Here is a 19,953-nt window from a genome sequence, read left to right on the forward strand (position 1 = left end):
AACCGACGGCATGAGCATCTAGCCCGCCGTCAACCCCGGCAGGCCCTGCTTGCCGGGGTTTCTTGTTTCTGGGGGACTCTATATAGGTGTGCGCTGCCGCATCCCCTCAGTTCGACGACACTCGTGCATCCGTTGGTTAGCGAACGCACGAATGAACAGCTTTTTTCCCCAGTGGTCCCAAGGTCGGTGGGCTCGGCGCCTGATGCTGGGTCTGCTGGGGCTCCTTCTGCTCTGGCTGGTGACCTGGATGGGCATGCCGCCCTTGCTGAAATGGCAATTGGCGAAGCAGGCCACGGCCGCGCTGGGACGCCAGGTGACGGTGGAACGGGTTGATTTCCAGCCGTGGTCGCTGGAAGTGGCGATCGAGGGGTTGCGCGTGGCCGATGCCACAGGCGAGGGCGAGCAGTTCACGCTGGATCGCCTCTATGCCAACGCCGAGCTGCAGTCGCTGTTTCGGCTCGCGCCGGTGCTCGATGCCCTGGTGCTGGAGCAGCCCAAGTTGAAGCTGCGCCACCTGGGTGAAGGGCGGTACGACGTGGACGACGTGCTGCAGCGCTTGCGCCCGAAAGACGATGAGCCCCCGTCCGACACAGCGCAGTTCGCCCTGTTCAACATCAACCTGTCCGGGGGCGAACTCACGTTCGTCGACGACAGCGTGGGCGTTACGCACCAGCTGAGCGGCTTGTCGGTGGGCGTGCCCTTCCTGAGCAACCTGCCGTCCCGACGGGATGTGGTGACCCAGCCCAAGCTGGCTTTCGTGCTCAATGGGAGCGCTTTCGATTCGAGCGCCAGCACCACGCCGTTCGCCCAGACCCGGGACACCGATGCCAGCGTGGACATTCCCACCCTGGATCTCGCGCCTTACCTGCCCTACTGGCCGGCGACTTGGCCCGTCAAGCCCGAAGCCGGTGTGCTCCAGCTCGCGCTCAAGCTGGCATTCGAACAGCAGGACACGCCGCGCCTCTCCCTCTCCGGCACGGCTGCCCTGTCGGATCTGCGCGTCGTTGAGCGAACCGGGCCGTCCACCACGGCCGAACTGCTGGCCTGGGAACGCCTGGGCGTGACGCTCAATCGGGTGGAGCCGCTGGCGGGTCAGGTGGATCTGGCCGCCATTGACTGGACGTCGCCCACAGTGTCGATCTCGCGCGATGCGGCTGGGTTGCTCAACTTGCAACGTGCGGCGCAAGCCTGGGCCGACCAGTCCCGACGTGCTGCATCTCCTCCCGCCCCTGCGCCCGTGGCACCGGGCGCATCCACCGCGCCCGCCTCGCCGTGGAAAGTGAGTGTGGCGCGCCTGAACCTGGAGGGCGGTACCGTGCGATGGCGCGATGCCGGCACCAAGCCGGCCGCTCAGCTGGCGCTGGAGGCCTTGAGCGTGCAGGCCCAGGCGCTGAGTTGGCCGATGCAGGCACCGGTGCCCTTCGAGGTGTCCGCGCGCCTGGGCCAGACGCCGCTGTCGCTCAAGGGTACGGCCACCGACGCCGAGGCCAAGGCGAAGGTCTCGGTGGGCGAACTGCCCTTGTCGACGTTCGCGCCCTACGCCGCCGGCGTGCTGACGCACGAACTCGACGGGCGGCTCGCCGCCGACCTCGATGTGGAATGGCGGGCGGCCAAGGCCGATCAGCCCATGGGGCTGCTGGTCAACGCTTCCCGGCTCGAGCTGAGCGAGGTGCACCTGGGGACGGCTCGTCAGCCACAGGTCAGCCTGCGCCGCCTCCAGGTGCAGGACGCGCGCGTGGATCTGGCCAGCAGCACCGTGGCCGTGGGCAAGGTCGTGCTTGATCGGCCACAGGTGCGCGCGCAGCGCGACAAGGCGGGGCGCTGGATGGTGGATGGCTGGATGAAGGCATCGGAGGCGCCCGCTGCAGCACCCCCGTCGAAACCGGCCGAGCCCTCCCCGTGGCAGCTGACGCTGGCCGACGTGCAGATCGATGCGGGTGCCGTCGCGCTCGAAGACCTCGCGCTGGCGCGCCCGGTCAGGCTCGACCTCAGTCAGATCAAGATGCAGGTCAAGAACCTGCAGCCCATGGCTCGCAGCCAGCCCGACATGCCGGTCTCGCTGCAGCTGCGCATGGGCGCGGCGCGAGGCAACCGCGCCGAGCCCGGCCGGCTCGCCCTCGACGGCGCGCTGCGCCTGCCCGGCAAGGGCGAGCGCGACGCCGACAGCCTGCGCACCCAGCTGAAGGTGCAAGCGGACAAGCTGCCGCTGCATGCCCTGGAGCCGTATTTCGGCGACCGCCTGAACCTGGACTTGCTGCGCGCGGACACCAGCTACCGTGGCACGGTCGAGGCGGCATTGCCCCCGGCGGGTTTGCGGTTGACGGTCGCCGGCAACGTGGGGCTGGACGATTTCGCCGCCAACACGCTGTCGCCCGCCGAAGAGCTGCTGGCCTGGAAGTCCCTGCAGGTGCGGGGTCTGCGGCTCGCCATGGCGCCCGGACAGGTCACCCGGGTGGCGGTGCAGGAGACCGTGCTCAGCGACTACTTTGCCCGCGTGATCATCGACGAGGCGGGGCGCATCAACCTGCAAGGCCTCGTGAAGCACGATGAAGCGGCTCCCGCACCCACGGGCGCCGCCGCGCCGGCGGCCACCACTCCGCCACCGCCGTCTCCTGCAAACGCGAGCGCCGTGCCCGACCCGGACATCCGTTTCGGACCGATCAGTCTGGTCAATGGCCGCGTGCTGTTCTCCGACCGTTTCATCAAGCCCAACTATTCCGCCAACCTCAGTGAACTCACCGGCAGCCTGAGCGCTTTCGCCAGCGTGCCGCCGGGCGGCGCGCCACAGATGGCCGACCTGACATTGCGCGGGCGCGCCGAGGGCACGGCGGCGCTGGAGATCGATGGCAAGCTCAACCCGCTGGCCCAGCCACTGGCACTCGACATCCGCGCGCTGGTGCGCAACCTGGAGTTGCCGCCGCTGTCGCCTTACACCGTGAAGTACGCCGGCTATGGCATCGAGCGCGGCAAGCTCAGCATGGACGTGGCCTACAAGATCGAGCCCAACGGCCAGCTGACGGCCAGCAACCAGATCATCCTCAACCAGCTCAGTTTCGGCGACCGCGTGGCCGGGAGCGAGGCGCCCAACCTGCCGGTGAAGCTGGCAGTGGCCTTGCTGGCCGACCGCAACGGGGTGATCGACATCAACCTGCCGGTCAGCGGCTCGCTCAACGACCCGCAGTTCAAGCTGGCGCCCCTCATCTTCCGGCTCATCTTCAATCTGATCGGCAAGGCCATCACCTCACCGTTCTCCCTGATCGCCGGGGCCTTCGGCGGGGGCGGGGAGGAAATGAGCCAGGTGGTCTTCACACCGGGCAGCAAGGCACTGGACGGTGAGGCCAGGCAGCGGCTGGACGCTGTGGCCAAGGCCCTGGCCGATCGGCCGACTCTGCAGATCACCGTGGTGGGACATGGCGACCTGGAGGCCGAGCGCAGCGGTTACCAGCGTGCCCGGCTGGACGAGCGTGTGTTGGCCGAGAAACGCCGCCAATTGGCACGGGATGGCGCCGCCATCAGCGACACGCTTGCGATGACGCCCGCCGAGTACCCGGCCCTGCTCAAGGAGGTGTACCGGCGGACCGACATCCCGAAACCCCGCAACCTGGTCGGCCTGGCCAAGGACATCCCGCAGGCCGAGATGGAAGCCTTGCTGCTGGCGTCCATACCGGTCACGTCGGATGCCATCCGCGAACTCGCGGTGGCGCGCGGCGTGGTCGTCAAGGACTACCTTGCAGGCCGGCAGTTGCCGGAAGACCGCATGTTCCTGGGCGCGCCCCAACTGGGCCGCCAGGGTGAGAAGTGGCGCCCGCAGGCCGAACTCAAGCTGGCGCCGCGCTGAGCATTCCGCGTGCGCGCGCAGGGGGAGGCGGGCGCGCGCCAACTGCGGCGACAATACGCCTTGGTCGCGCCGTCGTGGTGCCGACAACCGAATCGATTGAGCCCCCCACTTCATGTCGCTGTTTTCCCTGCGCAAAGCCCCGTCTTCGTCCAACGCTTCCGAGTCTGCCGTGAACACGCCCACCTCCCCCAAGCCGGCCAGCCCCAACGCCGCCCACCCCCTGGATGCCGTCACCGGTGGTGCGTTCTCCGCGCCGACGTCGGGTGAGCGCGCTGCGCGCATCCGCGACTGGCTGGCCACCGGTCCCGCGCTCGAGCAGATGAACGAAGTGTTCAAGGAGCTCTCGCACCGCGACCGCGGAGCCGCCAAGCCCTTGAAGGAAAAGCTCGACGAACTCAAGCGCCAGAAGTCGCAGGAACAGATGTCGGTGGAGTGGGCGCAGAAGGCCCAGGGCCTGATCGACCAGCCGCGCCTGAACCTGGCCGACGCACTGGCCTGGCAACGCGATGCGGCACGCGCAGGCGCACCGCTGTCGCGCGAGCCGCTGGCCACCTTGCGCCAGGCGCTGGCCGAGCGCGTCAAGGCCATCGAAGATCTGCAGCACCGGGTGCAGGTCGAACGTGAGGCCGCCGTGCTGATCGCGCAGCGCATCGAGGTGCTGTCCACCAAACCCTGGCGCGACGCCCAGCAGATTGCCGAGACGCTGCGCACCGATGTGGCCCAGTGGCAGCAGCAGGCGAGCGCCTTGGCGCAAGACCCCCAATGGCCCAGCGTGGACGTGAAGTTCCCGCCCATGCTCGACGCCTCGCGCCAGCAGCTGCAACTGGTGTGGGACGCCTTCGAAGCCGCGCTGACACAGACCGTGGCGGCCGATGCCAACCCCCAGGCGCCATTGCCCGCCGTGCCCGTGTGGGCCGACGAGCTGCGCGCCGCGCGGGGCCAGGACGTGAGCGCCCTGGCCGACAAGGCACCGCAGGACACGCAGGCCCAGCAGGAAAAACGCGCCCGCGTGGCGGCCGAACTCGAACAGGCGCTGAGCGTGCTCGAGCGCGAGCTCGCCGAAGGGCACGGCAAGGCCACGCCCAAGGCGGCGGCCGACGTGCGCGGCCTGCTCAAGAGCCATGGCCGGCTGGTCCCGGCCGCGCTCGATGCGCGCGCCCAGGCGGCTTTGGGGCAGGCCGGTGAACTTGAAGGCTGGCAGCGCTGGCGCGCCGACCAGCTGCGCGAAGAACTCGTCGGCGAAGGCAGAGGCCTTGCTGCAAGCCCCCGAGGGTCAACGCCTGGGCGGGCGCAAGATGCAGGAAACCCTGCGCAGCCTGCGCGACCAGTGGAAGACCACCGACCAGGGCGGCCAACCCAACCATGCGCTGTGGAAGCGCTTCGACGAAGCCTGCACCGAGGCGCACAAGGTGGTCGAGACCTGGCTGGCGCAGGTGCGCCAGCAGAGCGAGGCGCACAAGGCGCAGCGCCTGGCCATCATCGAAGAACTCAAGGCCTGGACGCTGGCGCACGCCGACAGCAGCGACTGGAAAGCCCAGGTGCGTGAACTGCATGCGTTCTCCGAGCGCTGGCGCGAAGCCGGCCACCTGAGCGAGAAGGCGTTTGCCGACATCCAGCCGGTCTGGAAAGACGCCATGCACAAGGCGCACGAGCGCCTGGAGACGGCGCAGGCCGAGAGCACCGCCCGGCGCAAGGCGCTGATCGAAGAAGCCACCGCCCTGGGCGCGGCGCCCATGCTGCGCATCGATGCGGTCAAGGCCCTGCAGCAACGTTGGCAGGCCGAAGCCCATGCCGTGCCGCTGGAGCGCAAGCACGAACAGAAACTGTGGGAAGCCTTCCGCCAGCCGATCGACGAGGCCTTCGCCCGCAAGAGCACCGAGCGTGAGAAGGCCGCCACGGCCCTGAACGCACACGACCAGCGCGTGCTTGACGCCTCGCGCGCGCTGGAAGCGGCGAGCGCCAGTGGCGACGCGCAGCGCATCCGCGCGGCCATGAACGAGCTGGAAGCGGCCCTGGCGGGTCAGGCCCCCGCGCCTGCGCCAGCAACTGTGGCCGCGCCGGCATCCGTCGAGCCAGCCGCATCCGCTGCCGAAGCGGCGCCTGCCGATGCCGCAGAAGAGGCCTCCGCCACCGAGGAGGCCGAGGCCTCGGCGCCGACGGCACCTGCACCTGCCAAACCCGCCGCGCCGCCGAAGAAGCTGGTGGCGGTGCGGGGTGACGACCGACCCGGTATGAAGAAAGCCGAGCCGGCCGGCCGCGATGGTCGCCGCGGCGATCGCCCGGAGGGGCGGCGCGACGGTGCACCGGGTCGCCCCGATGCGCGCGGTGGACGCGATGCCCGTGGACCGGGCGCACCGTCCTGGCGTGAAGAGCGCGAGCCGCGCGGCCCAAGGCTGGGCGATGCGGCGTTCCGCGCGCAGCGCCAGGCGATCGAGGCGGCTCAGTCCAGCCTGCGCAAGCTCGCGGCCCAGGCCCACGGCGAGGTGCTCACGCAGCTCATGACGGCCTGGCAGCAGCGCGATGCCGAGCAACTGCCCACCGCGCAGGCCCTGGGCCCGCGGGTGAGCACGGCCCAGCGCGGTGCGTGGGCGTCGGCGGTGTCCAAGCCGGCGGCCCCCTTGCCGGGTGAAACCTTGCTGCGCCTGGAAATGGCCGCCGAAGTGCCCACGCCGGCCGAGCACCTGAGCGAGCGCCGCATGTTGCAACTGCAATTGCTCACGCGCCGCCACGCCGCCGCACCGGTCGACACCTGGGCGGAGGATGTGGCCGCGGTGTTGGGCTCGAGCTTCGATGCCACGGCAGAGCGCCGCCTGCAGAACGTGCTGAAGGCGCTCCTCAAGCGTTGAGCGTCAACGCCCCGGGCGGAAGAAGCCGTCGTACAGCGGCATCAGCTCGGGGAACTCGGTCTCGAAACGTGGCCGGTTGACGAAGTAGGCCTCGCAGGTCACGGCGAAGAACTCGGCCGCGTCCTTCGCGGCGTAGTCGTCCAGCCAGGGCGGCTCGCCGCCGAAGCGCTCGGCCATCGCCACCGCTTCGCGAAAACGCTCGAAGCTGTCCTGCATGGTGCGTTGCCAGATCGCGCGCGCCTCGCTGCGCTGGCGCGCACCCAGGAAGCCCGAGGGGAGGGGCGGGGCCCCGTCGGGCGCTTCGCCCATCTGCATGTCGTGCATGTCCATCTTGTGCACGAACTCGTGGATCACCACGTTGTGTCCGTGTTGCGCGCGCTCGCCAGCGTGGGCGACGTCCTCCCAGCTGAGCATGAGGGGGCCCCGGTCCATGGCTTCACCGGCCAGGACCTCGTCGTAATGGTGCACCACGCCCGCGCCGTCGGTGGTCTTGCGCCGCGCCACCACGGCGCCGGGTTGCACGACGATGCCGACGAAGTCGCCGTACCAGTCCAACAGCTTGAGCGGGTCGCGCACCGGTTCGCCTGACACGCCATGCATGTGGAGCAGCGGCAGGCAGGCCTGCGCCGCGATGGCCAGCGCCATGGCGTCCGTCACGGCCAGGCCGTTGGCGCCGTGGAACTCCTTCTCCATCAGGAAGTGCGTGCAGAGCAGGCGAAGGCGCTGCAGCTCGGGCCCATCGAGTGCCGCCAGAAAGGGGTGGTGCGCCACGGTCTGGCGCCAAAGGGCATCCGGGATGGAGGTGGGGCGGCGCAGCGCGCGGGGCAGCCAGCGTTGGAGCAGGTGGATCATGGAGGAGGAAGGCGGCGGTGGCTCAGGGTCGCAAGGGCCGGCGGTGCAGGCCCTTCGCGTCCAGCCGCAACACCTCGGCGCGGGCCGGCTGCGCGCTCAGCTCCCAGTCGCTGAGCACGACGCGTTGAAGGCCGTCACCCAGGTCGTGGGTCGCGGGCCGGTGCGTGTGGCGATGGATCAGCGTGTGGGCCTCGGCGTGCCGCAGCCAGGCCTTGGCGGCCTGGGTGTCCACGTCGGCCCAGAGGCTGGGGTCGTTGCCGGTGCTGCGCTTGCGCGCCTCGCTCTGGGCGCGCAGCTCGCGCGCGATCGCTTCGCGTTGGGCCAGGGGTTGTGCCAGAAAGCGGTGTTGCCAGGCGGGCTCGCGCACCTCGGCACGAAAGCGCATGTAGTCGGTGTCGGCCAGGCACAGGGCGTCGCCATGGCTGAGCAGCCAGCGCTGGTCCAGAAAGACCAGCACGGTGGGATCGCTCAGGCCTTGCATGCCGCAGGCGTCGAGTCCGGCCGGTCCCAGGAGGAAGTCGCGGTTGCCGCGCATGAAGTAGACCGGTGCGTGCGCGCTGTAGGCCTGCAAGGCCTCGGCACAGGCGCGCCAGAACGCGTGATCGGCCGACGGGGATGTGTGGGTGGAGAGCACGTCGTCGCCGACCCACACCTCGAACAGATCGCCCAGGATGAACAGCGCGTCGGCGCGCTCGTGCGCGGGGCGGCGCAGGTAGGCGGCCCACGCCTCGAAGGTCTCGGGCTCACCGGCCTGCAGATGCAGGTCTGAAATGACATCGACCGCTTGCCAGTTCGCGGGAGCGATGCATTCGGCGAAGCGGTCGACGGGTTGGGCGGTCATGCGGAGCAGGGGCGTTGCCGCCCCTGGCGATCAGAGCGCGACGGCCTTTTCGATCACGACGTCGTCCTTGGGCACGTCGTCGTGGAAGCCCTTGCGGCCGGTGGGCGTGCCCTCGATCTTCTTCACGATCTCGCTGCCCGAGACCACCTTGCCGAAGACGGCGTAGCCCCAGCCCTGTGCGCTGGGCGCGGTGTGGTTCAGGAAGCCGTTGTTCGACACGTTGATGAAGAACTGCGCGGTGGCCGAGTGCGGGTCGCTGGTGCGCGCCATGGCCACGGTGTAGGTGTCGTTCTTCAGGCCGTTGTTGGCCTCGTTGGAAATGGGGGCGTCGGTGGGCTTCTGGGTCATGCCGGGTTCGAAGCCGCCGCCTTGCACCATGAAGCCGGGGATGACGCGGTGGAACACGGTGTTGTTGTAGTGGCCCTTGTTCACATAGGCCAGGAAGTTGCTGGTGGACAGCGGTGCTTTTTCAGCGTCGAGTTCCAGCGTGACGACGCCGTATCCGGCAATGTGCAGTTCGACTTGGGGGTTGGCCGATGGTCATTTCTCCAGGGTGGCTTTGAGGATGGTGATGGGGGTTTTGGGCACGTTCTGGTGCATGCCCTGGTCGCCGACGGGCACGGCGCGGATCTTGTCCACGACATCCAGCCCCGCCACGACCTTGCCGAAGACGGTGTAACCGTAGCCGTCGGGGCTGGGGGCGTTCAGGTTCGGGTTGTTCACGGTGTTGATGAAGAACTGCGACGTGGCCGAATTGGGGTTGGAGGTGCGTGCCATCGCGATGGCACCGCGGTCGTTCTTCAGGCCGTTGGTGGCTTCCAGCGGAATCGGCGCCTTGGTGGGCTTTTGCTGCAGGTCGGGCGTGAAACCGCCGCCCTGGATCATGAAGTTGCTCATCACGCGGTGGAACACCGTGCCGTCGTAGTGCTGGTCGCGCACGTACTGCAGGAAGTTCTCCACCGTTTTCGGGGCCTTGTCGGGGTACAGCTCGACCACGATGTCGCCCTGGGATGTGGCCAGTTTCACGCGGGGCGCGGCGGTGGCCTGGGCCTGGGCGGCCAGAGGCAGCAGGGCGGCGCCGGCCGCCAGGGCCGTGAGCCAGAGGGCCGCGCGTCGGCGCAGGGGCAAAGAGGACAGTGTCATCAGATCGTTCCTTCAAAAAAGATGGTCCAGCGGTCTTGCTCGCGCACCCAGTACTGGCGCTTGGTCACTCCCCGGCTCTGGCCTGCGGCGACTTCACCGAAGGTGACGACCATGGTGTCGTCCTGGTCGCGCCAGCGCAGCACCGACAGGTCTTTCATCTGCAGCTCGCGCGAGCCATTGGCCCGCAGCTCGCTTTCGACGCGGGGCCACCATTGGGCCAGATCGCGGCCCTGGTTCATGAACCGGTTGGAATAAAACGTTTTGAGTTCGGCGAGGTGGCCCGCACTGCGGGTCTGCCGCCAGGCTTCCAGCACGGCTTCGAACTGCGTCCGCTCGCTGGCCAGGGTTTCGGGCTGCACCCATTGCAGCGAGGGCGCGATCACCACCGGCGTGGTGCGGATCTGCACCGTGCCCAGCAGGCGCTGCAGGTCGGGGTTGGACAGCACCACACAGCCGTCGGACGCTTGCGGCGCGCGCACGAACTGCTCGGTGGGCGTGCCGTGCAGCCAGATGCCGCTACCGGTCTTGCCGCGCTGCACATCGAGCGCATTGGGGTAGTTGATCGGCAAGGCACCCACGCCATACAGGTCGGGCAGGTCCGCCGGGTTGAGGGTGCTGGTGATGTAGTAGACGCCCAGGGGGGTGCGCTTGTCGCCCTCCGCGGTCTTCTCGATGCCCGAGAGGCCGACCGAGATGTAGAAATCGCCCAGCAGCTTCAGGCGCGGCGCGCGATCGGCTTCGCTGGCGCTGCCACGGGCCGGGTTCAGGTTTTCGAACAGGTAGAGGCGGGAGCGCGAGGCGTCGATCGCGATCGCGTGGCGGCTCTGTGGGGCGAGGGTGAGGAACTGCGTTGGCACGGCCCCTTCGGGCGGGCGCTCGGTCAGCGCCAGCAGCCGGCGGCGCGACTCCTCGCGCAGGGCGCTGAGCTGTGCCGACGCGGCCAAGGCCTGCGTGTCGGGCACGTCGCCGAGCCGGCGCACCGGGCGGGTCTGCTGGCTGAGCAGGTCGCCGTGCACAAGGTGGGCCAGCTGGAAGTTGGGGTGGTCGCGCACCAGGCTCTCGGCCTGTTTCAGGGCCTCCCGGTGTTGCGCGTTCCCGATGAGCTGATAGATCTCGATCAGACGGGCCTCGGCCCGGCCCATCATGGGCTTGACGTGCTGGAGCTGTTCGCCTGTGAGGCTCACGGGCGTCAGACCCGAGGAGGGCGGACTGGCCGTTCCCTGAACGGCATCCTGCACGCGGGTGAGGGCGCTGTTGATCAGTGAGACGGCAGGGGCCTCGCTGACCGGCTCGGCGACGGTGTTGGCGTCGGCCGCCTGGCGCTTGTGCAGCGACAGAGCGAGCAGGGCGGCCACCGCCACGGCCGTGGCGACCACGAGCGTGCGATGTCTCGGTGTCACGCGTTGAGCGTTGTTCGGCCCCGGCCCCAGCAGCTCGGTCGTGAGGCTGGCATGGCCCCGTTGCGCGAACCGCCGACTGACCATCAAGAGCCCGTGGATTCCCGAACGATCAGCCAGCGGTTGCCGCTCTTGACCAGATCCAGCGTCTTGCGGCTGGTGACGTTCAGGTTGTCGGAGGTGTAGTCCTGGCGAAAGCGCGCCGAAGCGCGGTCGCCGTTGACCGTGACGTTGAGGTCGTTGATGCCGACGCCGATGCGCGAGCGGGGTTCGATGCGCGAGCGGCGCTCGGCCTCCCAGGCGGCGCGCGACTGGCCGCCCGGTGGCGTGAACGCCGGGCCGTAGGCACCCAGGTAGGCGGACACGTTCTTCGAGGACCAAGCCTTGGCCCAGGCTGCCACAGCCGCTTCCACGTCAACCTGGGCATCGGCGGCGGCCGGGGCGGGCGCTGCCGGAGCGGCGGGCGCCGCAGGGGCCGCAGGGGCCGGCGCAGCCGCGACAGGAGGCTTCGCGGCGGGAGGTGTGCGCACCGGAGCCGATGGAGCCGATGGAGCCGGTGCGGCCGTCGGGGGCGCGGCGGCGACGGAGGTGGCCGGGCGGGCACCGCGCGGATCGGCCGCGAACAGGTTGCGGATCAGGCTCAGCTTGGGTGCGACAGCGGGGTTGTTCGAATCGAGTTGCAGCGCCTTGCTGTAGGCCTGGCTGGCCAGCTTGGCATAGACGTCGCCCAGGTTTTCGTGGGCGGTGGCGTAGCTCGGGTTGGTGCGGATCGCCATTTCGAGCGCGGCGCGGGCCTTGTCGAACTGGCTCTGGCCGGCGTACAGCACCGCCAGGTTGTTGTAGGGCTCGGGCAGCTCCGGGTAGTCTTCCGTGAGCTTGGCGAAGGTGGCAATTGCGTCCGTCGACTTGCCGCTCTCGGTCTGGATCACACCCTTGAGGAAACGCATCTGCGGATCGCGTGGCTTGCCCACCAGGTATTGGTCCACCTTGACCAGGGCTTCGTTGAGCTGGCCGGCGCGCACCAGCCGGTTGACCTCGGCATAGTCGTCGCCTTGCGCCCAGGCCAGCGAGGTGCCGAGGCTGGCGGCGGTCAGGGCCACGAGGGCCAGTTGGCGCAGTCGCATGGAAAAACCGTTTCTGGTGATGATGGGGGAGGATGGGCCGCTGCAGTGGGGGTGTGATGGAACGTGGCGAGACATGGCACCTCGAAAACAAACCTGGGCTCCCTCTCATGAAGGGGCCAGTGACACGTTGATCGAATGCCCGGCGGCGTGCTGTGGAGTGTCACCGGGCTGGATATACTGACACCGATGGATTGTATCTGAGGGGTCCCGTTCCGACGGTTGCGCCAGACCGCATGGAACGCCGACGGGCCCGCTCTTCGGATGGTGCCACGCACGGCCTGTGGAAGCCCCGTTTTTCACCCTCCGGCTGCCCTCCGGAATCCCGTTCCCGTTCCCGTTCCATGACCCTGAAAATCTACAACACCTTGTCGCGCCGACTGGAGGACTTCCAGCCCATTGAGCCTGGGCATGTGCGCATGTACGTCTGCGGCATGACGATCTACGACCTGTGCCACATCGGCCACGCCCGCATGATGATGGCCTTCGATGTGGTGCAGCGCTGGCTCAAGGTCAGCGGCCTGCGCGTCACCTACGTGCGCAACATCACCGACATCGACGACAAGATCATCAAGCGCGCGCTCGAGCGCGGCATCACGCTGCGCGCGTTGACCGACGAGATGACCGCCGCCATGCACCAGGACATCGGCGCACTGGGCATTGAACCGCCCAGCCTCGAACCCCGGGCCACCGAGTACGTGCCGCAGATGCTGTCGCTGATCAACACCTTGCAACGCAAGGGCCTGGCGTACCAGGCCGACAACGGTGATGTGAACTACGCGGTGCGCAAGTTCCCTGGCTACGGCAAGCTCTCCGGCAAATCGCTCGACGACCTGCGCGCGGGCGAGCGCGTGGCGGTGGACAGCGACAAGAACGACCCGCTGGACTTCGTGCTCTGGAAATCGGCCAAACCCGACGAACCAGCCGAAGCCAAGTGGGACAGCGCCTATGGCGCGGGCCGGCCGGGCTGGCACATCGAGTGCTCGGCCATGAGCTGCAGCACCCTGGGCGAGACCTTCGACATCCACGGCGGTGGTGCCGACCTGCAGTTCCCGCACCACGAGAACGAGATCGCGCAGAGCGAAGGCGCCACCGGCAAACCGCTGGCGCGCTTCTGGGTGCACAACGGCTTCGTGCGGGTCGACAACGAGAAGATGTCCAAGAGCCTGGGCAACTTCTTCACCATCCGCGAGGTGCTGGCGAAGTACGACCCCGAGACCGTGCGCTTCTTCATCCTGAGGGCGCACTACCGCAGCGCGTTGAACTACAGCGATGCCCACCTGGACGACGCCCGGGGTGCGCTCAAGCGCCTGTACACCGCGCTGTCGCACGTGCCGCCGGCGGCTTCGACGCAGATCGACTGGTCCCAACCGCACGCTCAGCGCTTCCGCGCGGCCATGGACGAGGACTTCGGCACGCCCGAGGCCGTTGCCGTGTTGTTCGAACTGGCGGGTGAAGTCAACCGGAGCAAGGACGCGGCATTGGCCGGGCTGCTGCGCGCCCTGGGCGCCACGCTGGGCCTGCTGCAGGCCGACCCGGCCACCTACCTGCAGGGCGGTGGGGCCGAAGGCGGGCTGGACGAGGCGGCCATTCTGGACCTGATCGCCCAACGCAGCGCGGCCAAGCAGGCCAAGGATTTCGCTGGGGCCGATCGCATCCGGCAGCAGCTGCTGGACCAGGGCATCGTGCTCAAGGACAGCCCCACGGGCACCACCTGGGAGCGCAACTGATGCGCCACCACCGTCCTGCCCGAGCTCAACACGGAGGCGCCCGGCTATTGGGTGGATGCCTGTCGCCATCTCATGAAGCGCGACCGGGTGATGAAGAAGCTGATCCCCCAGCATGGGGGTGCCTGCCTGCAGTCGCGCGGAGATGCCTTCGTCACGCTGGCGCGCAGCATCGTCGGCCAGCAGATCTCGGTGAAGGCGGCCCAGTCGGTCTGGGACCGTTTCGAGCAATTGCCACGGAAGATGGTGCCCGCCCAGGTGCTCAAGCTGAAGGTGGACGACATGCGCGCGGCCGGCCTGTCGGCCCGCAAGGTCGAGTACCTGGTGGACCTTGCCCTGCACTTCGCCAACGACCAAGTCCACGTCAGCCAATGGGCCGACATGGACGACGAGGCCATCATTGCCGAGCTGGTGGCCATTCGTGGCATTGGCCGATGGACGGCCGAGATGTTCCTGATCTTCCACCTGATGCGGCCCAACGTACTACCCCTGGACGACCTTGGTTTGCAGAATGGCATCAGCCTGGCGTATTTTTCGGGTGAACCGGTCAGCCGCAGCGAGATCCGGGAGGTTGCGAACTCCTGGGCACCGTTCTGCAGCGTGGCAACTTGGTATATTTGGCGGTCGCTCGATCCGCTGCCGGTCAGTTACTGAGCGCACCGGCTTCGCCGGGACGTCGTGGCAAACAAGACCAAAGGAGCACACCTTGGCCAAAAAGAATTTTCTCGATTTCGAGCAACCGATTGCCGAGCTCGAAACCAAGATCGAAGAACTGCGTTATGTGCAGACCGAATCCGCGGTGGACATCTCCGAAGAGATTGAACAGCTGGCTGGCAAGAGCCTGCAGCTCACCAAGGACATCTACAGCAACCTCACGCCGTGGCAGATCACCAAGATCGCCCGCCACGCCGACCGCCCCTATACGCTGGACTACGTGCGCGAGATCTTCACGCACTTCCAGGAGTTGCATGGCGATCGGCACTTCTCGGACGACCTGAGCATCGTGGGCGGTCTGGCGCGCTTCAACGGCCAGCCCTGCATGGTGCTGGGCCACCAGAAGGGGCGCGACACGAAAGAGCGCGGCCTGCGCAACTTCGGCATGACCAAGCCCGAAGGCTATCGCAAGGCCCTGCGCCTGATGAAGCTGGCCGAGAAGTTCAAGCTGCCGGTCTTCACCTTCGTGGACACGCCCGGCGCCTACCCCGGCATCGATGCCGAAGAGCGCGGCCAGTCCGAAGCGATCGGCCGCAACATCTTCGAGATGGCGCAGCTGGAAGTGCCCATCATCTCCACCATCATTGGTGAAGGCGGCTCGGGCGGCGCGCTGGCCATTTCGGTGGCCGACCAGGTGCTCATGCTGCAGTACTCGGTGTACTCGGTCATCAGCCCCGAAGGTTGCGCCTCCATCCTCTGGAAGACCAGCGACCGCGCCAGCGATGCCGCCGATGCCCTGGGCATCACCGCGCACCGCCTCAAGGCGCTGGGCCTGGTGGACAAGATCGTCAACGAGCCCGTGGGTGGCGCGCACCGCGACCACAAGCAGATGGCCGCCTTCCTCAAGCGCGCCCTGGGCGACGCCTGGCGCCAGGTGACGGACCTCAAGGCCAAGGAGCTGCTCGATCGGCGCTACGCGCGCCTCAACAGCTACGGCCGCTTCACCGACACCAAGGCCGAGAGCAAGGACAAGCGCTGAGGTGAATGCCTCGCCAACCCCGGCCAACCCCTGCGATCGGGCGTTGGCCGCGTGGTGCGAGCGCTGGGGCTTCCTGCAGCCAGCCGGGCCCATGGCGGTGGCCTTCAGTGCCGGTGCCGATTCCACGGCCTTGTTGCTTGCGGCGCATCGGCGTTGGCCGGGCCAAGTGATCGCCTTGCATGTGAATCACGGTTTGCAGGCGGCGGCCGACTCCTTTCAGAACCACGCCCAGGCGTTCTGCGCTCTGCACGGCATCGTCTTGCGCGCCGAGCGTGTGCGGGCTGCGCATGCGCCGGGCGATAGCCCGGAAGACGCCGCCCGCCAAGCCCGTTACACCGCCCTGGCGCGCATGGCCGAAGAGGCCGGTGCGGCCTGTGTGCTGCTGGGCCAGCACGCGGACGACCAGGCCGAAACCGTCCTGCTCGCGCTCAGCCGCGGTGCGGGCCTGCCGGGGCTGGCTGCCATGGGCGAGCGCTTCGAACGCCATGGTCAGGTGTTTGGCCGGCCCTTGCTCGACGTGCCGTCCACCGCCTTGCGCGCCTGGCTGGCGTCCACTGGTCACGCCTTTGTGGACGATCCCAGCAACGCCGACCAGCGCTTCACGCGCAACCGCATCCGTGCGGTGCTGATGCCCGCGTGGGAGGCCTGTTTTCCCGGCTTTCGGCCCATGCTTGCGCGCAGCGCGGCCCACGCCGCCCAGGGGCAGCGGCTGCTCGACGACCTGGCCCGCATCGATCTCGCACAGGTGGGCACGCCTCCCGCGATCGCGGGGCTGCAGTCGCTGTCGCGCGATCGCCAGGCCAACGTGCTTCGCCACTGGTTGCGCGCCGAAGCGAACGTGGCGGCCAGCGCGGCCCAGCTGGACGAACTGCTCGATCAGATCGCGGCCTGCACCACGCGCGGCCACCGCATCCGCCTCAAGGTGCGCAGCGGCTTGGTCACTCGCGAGGGTGGGGATCTGCGTTTTCGTGGCGCCGATATAATTCCCGGTTGCCCTGAACGGCCCTTTGGGGCCTGGCATGCCGCGTGGAACACCGGTTGCGCGGCCGCAATCAACCCAATCCAATCCCTCCCGATGGCCTTGATAGTTCACAAGTACGGCGGCACCTCCATGGGGTCGACCGAGCGCATCCGCAATGTGGCCCGACGCGTCGCCAAATGGCACCGTGCCGGCCACCAGCTCGTCGTGGTGCCCAGCGCCATGAGCGGTGAAACCAACCGCCTGCTCGGTCTGGCAAGGAGCTGGCCCCGGGCAAGACCGACAGCGCCTACAACCGCGAACTCGACATGCTCGCCGCCACCGGCGAGCAGGCCTCGTCGGCCCTGCTGGCGATCGCGCTGCAGGCCGAGGGCGTTGGCTCGGTGAGCTACGCCGGCTGGCAGGTGCCGATCAAGACCAACAGCTCCTTCACCAAGGCGCGCATCGAGTCGATCGACGACGCGCGCATCCGCGCCGACCTGGCCGCCAGCAAGGTGGTCATCGTCACCGGTTTCCAGGGCGTGGACCCCGAAGGCCACATCACCACGCTGGGCCGTGGCGGCAGCGATACCTCTGCCGTGGCCGTGGCCGCGGCGCTCAAGGCGGCCGAGTGCCTGATCTACACCGACGTGGACGGCGTGTACACGACCGACCCGCGCGTGGTGCCCGAAGCACGTCGCCTCCAGCGCGTGAGCTTCGAGGAAATGCTGGAGATGGCCAGCATGGGCAGCAAGGTGCTGCAGATCCGTTCGGTGGAATTCGCCGGCAAGTACAAAGTGCCCTTGCGCGTGCTCTCCAGCTTCACGCCCTGGGACATCGACCTGAATGAAGAAGCCGCCTCCGGCACCCTGATCACTTTTGAGGAAGACGAAGACATGGAACAAGCCGTCGTTTCCGGCATTGCCTTCAACCGCGACGAAGCCAAGATTTCGGTGCTCGGCGTGCCCGACACCCCCGGCATCGCCTACCAGATCCTGGGTGCTGTGGCCGATGCCAACATCGAGGTCGATGTGATCATCCAGAACCTGAGCAAGGACGGCAAGACCGACTTCAGCTTCACGGTGCACCGCAACGAATTCCAGAAGACGCTGGACCTGCTCAAGACCAAGGTCGTGCCCGCGCTGGGTGCGGCCGAGGTGGTGGGCGATGCACGCATCTGCAAGGTGAGCATCGTCGGCATCGGCATGCGCAGCCACGTCGGCGTGCGCCAGCCGCATGTTCAAGTGCCTGAGCGTGGAGGGCATCAACATCCAGATGATCTCCACCTCCGAGATCAAGACCTCGGTGGTCATCGACGAGAAATACATGGAGCTGGCCGTGCGTTCGCTGCACCGCGAGTTCGATCTCGACCAGACCGCCGACACCATCACCGGTTGAACCCTCCACCAGAGGGAAATGCCTCCCGAGTTGAGGCATAATACGCAGCTTCCGGAGCGATGACCGAGTGGCCGAAGGTGCTCCCCTGCTAAGGGAGTATGGGGTGTAGAGCCTCATCGAGGGTTCGAATCCCTCTCGCTCCGCCAGTTATGCCAGGCGCCCCAGACGCGGGCTTCTGAACACCAAGCCCCACCGCCCATGGCCGTGGGGCTTTTTCACGTCCCGCCGCGTGGCGGCCGTGGCCGTTTTGATCGTCAAGGAGCCGCGATGAACGCTTCCCTCGCGCCCGCCCAGCAGATGCAGCTGGCGGTGCACTACCACTCGCAAGGCCTGCTGGACGCGGCCCGTTCGCTGTACGAAGGCGTGCTCAAGCAGTTCCCGACCGAATTCGCGGTGCTGTACCACCTGGGCCTGCTGGAGTCGCAGGCCGGCCATCCTGAACGCGCAGCGGGCTATTTCGGCCGTGCCGTGCAGTCCTCGCCGCAGAATGCCGATGCGCTGAACAACCTGGCGTTCACGCTGCAGCAGCTGGGCCGTGACACCGAGGCGCTGGCCACGTATGAGCAGGCGCGGGCGCTGCTGCCCGACGATGCGGACATCGCGATCAACCTCGGTCTGTTGCACAAGAAGCTGCAGCAGTTGCCCGAGGCCCTGGCCTGCTTCGAACGGGCCTTGCAGGCCCATCCGGCGCACACCGCGCTGCTGTGCAACCAGGGCAATGTGTTGCAACGCCTGGGGCGCCAGCCGGAGGCGCTGAGCAGCTACGAGCGGGCGCTGGCGGTCGAGTCCGACAACCCCGTGGTGCTGTGCAACCTCAGCAACGCGCTCAACGAACTGGCCCGGTACGACGAGGCCCTGGCCCGCGCCGAGCGCGCCACCGAGGCGCACCCGAAACACGCCCAGGCCTGGGTGGAGCGCGGCAATGCGCTCAAGCAACTGGGCCGCATCCCCGAGGCCGTCGCCAGTTGCGAGAAGGCCATCGCGCTGGATCCGGCCATGGTCCAGGCGCACACCAACCTGGCGGCCACGGTGCTCAGCGACAGCGTGGACACGCCCCGCGTCATCGCCGCCGGCCGCAGGAGCCTCGAGGTGTTCCTTCAGAGCGTGTACCGCGCGCCGGCCTTGCGGCACGCGGGTCTGGCGCTCAGTGCCTTCCGCCTCAAACACGATGTGCAGCAGGCGCAGTGGCTGCAGGCGCACGGCCACGCTGTGCCCGGCCTGGCGCCATTTCTCAAGACCGGCAGCGCGCTGCTGCAACAGGCGAAAGATTGGCCGCCCGGCGGCACGCTGCGCGCCTCGGCCAAGGAGCTGTCGAGCCTGCAGGAATTTCTGGCGCACGCCCTGGCTGCATGCCATGCCCGATGCCATGCCCGACGTGCTCAACTCGGAGAACGACTGGCTCGCGCTGGAAGAGGCCTACCTTGCGGGCACGCCCGAAATCCTGACCATCGACCACTTCCTGTCCGAGCCGGCGCTCAAGGCCTTTCAGGACTTTGCCCACGCCTCGCGCGTGTGGCACGGCGAGTACGCCAACAGCTACCTGGGGGCCTTCGCCAACCGGGGCTTCAACAGCCCGCTGCACCTGCAGCTCGCGCGCGAGCTCAAGCAGCGCATGCCGCGTGTGTTCAAGGACTACCTGCTGACCCAGCTCTGGGGTTTCAAGTACGAGCCGGCCGTGACGCGCGGCATCAACGTGCACGCCGACTTCGCCAAGGTCAACCTGAACTTCTGGATCGCACCGAGCGAACACAACCTCGATCCCGAGAGCGGCGGCCTCAAGGTCTACGACGTGCCGGCGCCGGCCGACTGGACCTTCGAGCAGTACAACGCAGACAGTGCCCGCATCTACGAGTTCCTGGCGCAACACAAGGCGGGTTGCGTGACGGTGCCGCACCGCTGCAACCGCGCGGTGCTGTTCAACTCGGCGCTGTTCCACGAGACCGACACCATTCGCTTCGTGGACCGCTACGAAGCCCGGCGGGTCAACATGACCTACCTGTTCGGCCAGCAGTTGCGATAGCAAGCAAGGCCTGACCGACAATCGAGGCATGACGTCCTCCGCCCATTCCCCTGCGGCCCTGAGCCGCGCCGCCTTCGCCACCCTGTTGCTCATCGCATTCATGATGGGCGCCAACCACG

The 19,953-nt window shown here is 67.9% G+C and carries 13 protein-coding genes, 1 tRNA gene and 3 pseudogenes; 11 read left to right on the top strand and 6 right to left on the bottom strand.

The window, feature by feature from the left end:
* The first annotated feature begins 151 nt into the window (after positions 1-151).
* Both ACFJI0_RS07820 and ACFJI0_RS07825 read left to right on the top strand, forming a co-directional pair.
* Positions 152-3,838, top strand: coding sequence for a DUF748 domain-containing protein (locus ACFJI0_RS07820; RefSeq protein ID WP_382324105.1), 3,687 nt, complete (start codon positions 152-154; stop codon positions 3,836-3,838).
* A 112-nt stretch (positions 3,839-3,950) separates the two neighbouring features.
* Positions 3,951-6,684: pseudogene (locus ACFJI0_RS07825) on the top strand (DUF349 domain-containing protein).
* 3 nt (positions 6,685-6,687) lie between these two features.
* Here ACFJI0_RS07825 and ACFJI0_RS07830 read toward each other — a convergent pair.
* The 6 genes from ACFJI0_RS07830 to ACFJI0_RS07855 all read right to left on the bottom strand — a co-directional run bounded on the left by ACFJI0_RS07830 (position 6,688) and on the right by ACFJI0_RS07855 (position 12,041).
* On the bottom strand, positions 6,688-7,536 hold the full coding sequence (locus ACFJI0_RS07830; protein ID WP_382324107.1) for a zinc-dependent peptidase: 849 nt from the start codon (positions 7,534-7,536) through the stop codon (positions 6,688-6,690).
* A 22-nt stretch (positions 7,537-7,558) separates the two neighbouring features.
* The gene (locus ACFJI0_RS07835; protein ID WP_382324109.1) at positions 7,559-8,377 is read right to left on the bottom strand and encodes a UDP-2,3-diacylglucosamine diphosphatase; all 819 of its coding nucleotides are present in this window, start codon (positions 8,375-8,377) and stop codon (positions 7,559-7,561) included.
* 30 nt (positions 8,378-8,407) lie between these two features.
* A complete protein-coding gene (locus ACFJI0_RS07840) occupies positions 8,408-8,893 on the bottom strand; it encodes a peptidylprolyl isomerase (RefSeq protein WP_382325568.1) in 486 nt (161 codons plus the stop codon).
* Between the two features lie 24 nt (positions 8,894-8,917).
* Complete coding sequence (locus tag ACFJI0_RS07845) at positions 8,918-9,520, bottom strand: peptidylprolyl isomerase (protein ID WP_291112228.1); 603 nt, start codon at positions 9,518-9,520, stop codon at positions 8,918-8,920.
* Positions 9,520-10,920: a murein L,D-transpeptidase family protein gene (locus ACFJI0_RS07850; RefSeq protein ID WP_382324111.1), complete on the bottom strand. Its 1,401-nt coding sequence runs from the start codon at positions 10,918-10,920 to the stop codon at positions 9,520-9,522. Before ACFJI0_RS07850 ends, ACFJI0_RS07845 begins: the two co-directional genes overlap by 1 nt.
* 83 nt (positions 10,921-11,003) lie before the next feature.
* Positions 11,004-12,041 (bottom strand): tetratricopeptide repeat protein, encoded by a 1,038-nt coding sequence (locus ACFJI0_RS07855; protein ID WP_382324113.1) that lies wholly within the window; start codon positions 12,039-12,041, stop codon positions 11,004-11,006.
* 341 nt (positions 12,042-12,382) lie between these two features.
* Between ACFJI0_RS07855 and cysS the strand changes: the two genes are divergently transcribed.
* The 9 genes and pseudogenes from cysS to ACFJI0_RS07900 all read left to right on the top strand — a co-directional run bounded on the left by cysS (position 12,383) and on the right by ACFJI0_RS07900 (position 19,834).
* On the top strand, positions 12,383-13,768 hold the full coding sequence (gene cysS, locus ACFJI0_RS07860) for a cysteine--tRNA ligase (RefSeq protein WP_382324115.1): 1,386 nt from the start codon (positions 12,383-12,385) through the stop codon (positions 13,766-13,768).
* 72 nt (positions 13,769-13,840) lie between these two features.
* Positions 13,841-14,419 carry a DNA-3-methyladenine glycosylase family protein gene (locus ACFJI0_RS07865; protein WP_382324117.1) on the top strand — a complete coding sequence of 193 codons (579 nt, stop codon included), beginning with the start codon at positions 13,841-13,843 and terminating at the stop codon, positions 14,417-14,419.
* Positions 14,420-14,471: 52 nt separating this feature from the next.
* Positions 14,472-15,458: an acetyl-CoA carboxylase carboxyltransferase subunit alpha gene (locus ACFJI0_RS07870; protein WP_382324119.1), complete on the top strand. Its 987-nt coding sequence runs from the start codon at positions 14,472-14,474 to the stop codon at positions 15,456-15,458.
* A gap of 1 nt (position 15,459) precedes the next feature.
* Positions 15,460-16,824, top strand: a complete 1,365-nt coding sequence (gene tilS, locus ACFJI0_RS07875; RefSeq protein ID WP_382324121.1) for a tRNA lysidine(34) synthetase TilS — start codon at positions 15,460-15,462, stop codon at positions 16,822-16,824.
* Positions 16,746-17,600, top strand: a pseudogene (locus tag ACFJI0_RS07880) (aspartate kinase); the annotation flags it as partial. The gene tilS and the pseudogene ACFJI0_RS07880, both read left to right, overlap by 79 nt.
* A gap of 91 nt (positions 17,601-17,691) precedes the next feature.
* Positions 17,692-17,814, top strand: coding sequence for an ACT domain-containing protein (locus ACFJI0_RS07885; protein ID WP_382325570.1), 123 nt, complete (start codon positions 17,692-17,694; stop codon positions 17,812-17,814).
* A gap of 53 nt (positions 17,815-17,867) precedes the next feature.
* Positions 17,868-17,960: transfer RNA gene (locus ACFJI0_RS07890), tRNA-Ser, on the top strand.
* Positions 17,961-18,111: 151 nt separating this feature from the next.
* Positions 18,112-18,792 (top strand): annotated as a pseudogene (locus ACFJI0_RS07895) (tetratricopeptide repeat protein); the annotation flags it as partial.
* A 376-nt stretch (positions 18,793-19,168) separates the two neighbouring features.
* Entirely contained in the window at positions 19,169-19,834 is a 666-nt protein-coding gene (locus ACFJI0_RS07900) for a hypothetical protein (protein WP_382325931.1), read from the top strand.
* The last annotated feature ends 119 nt before the right edge of the window (positions 19,835-19,953 follow it).

Origin of the sequence: Hydrogenophaga sp. UC242_53 (assembly GCF_042696965.1) — a bacterium.
Taxonomy (GTDB): domain Bacteria; phylum Pseudomonadota; class Gammaproteobacteria; order Burkholderiales; family Burkholderiaceae_C; genus Hydrogenophaga.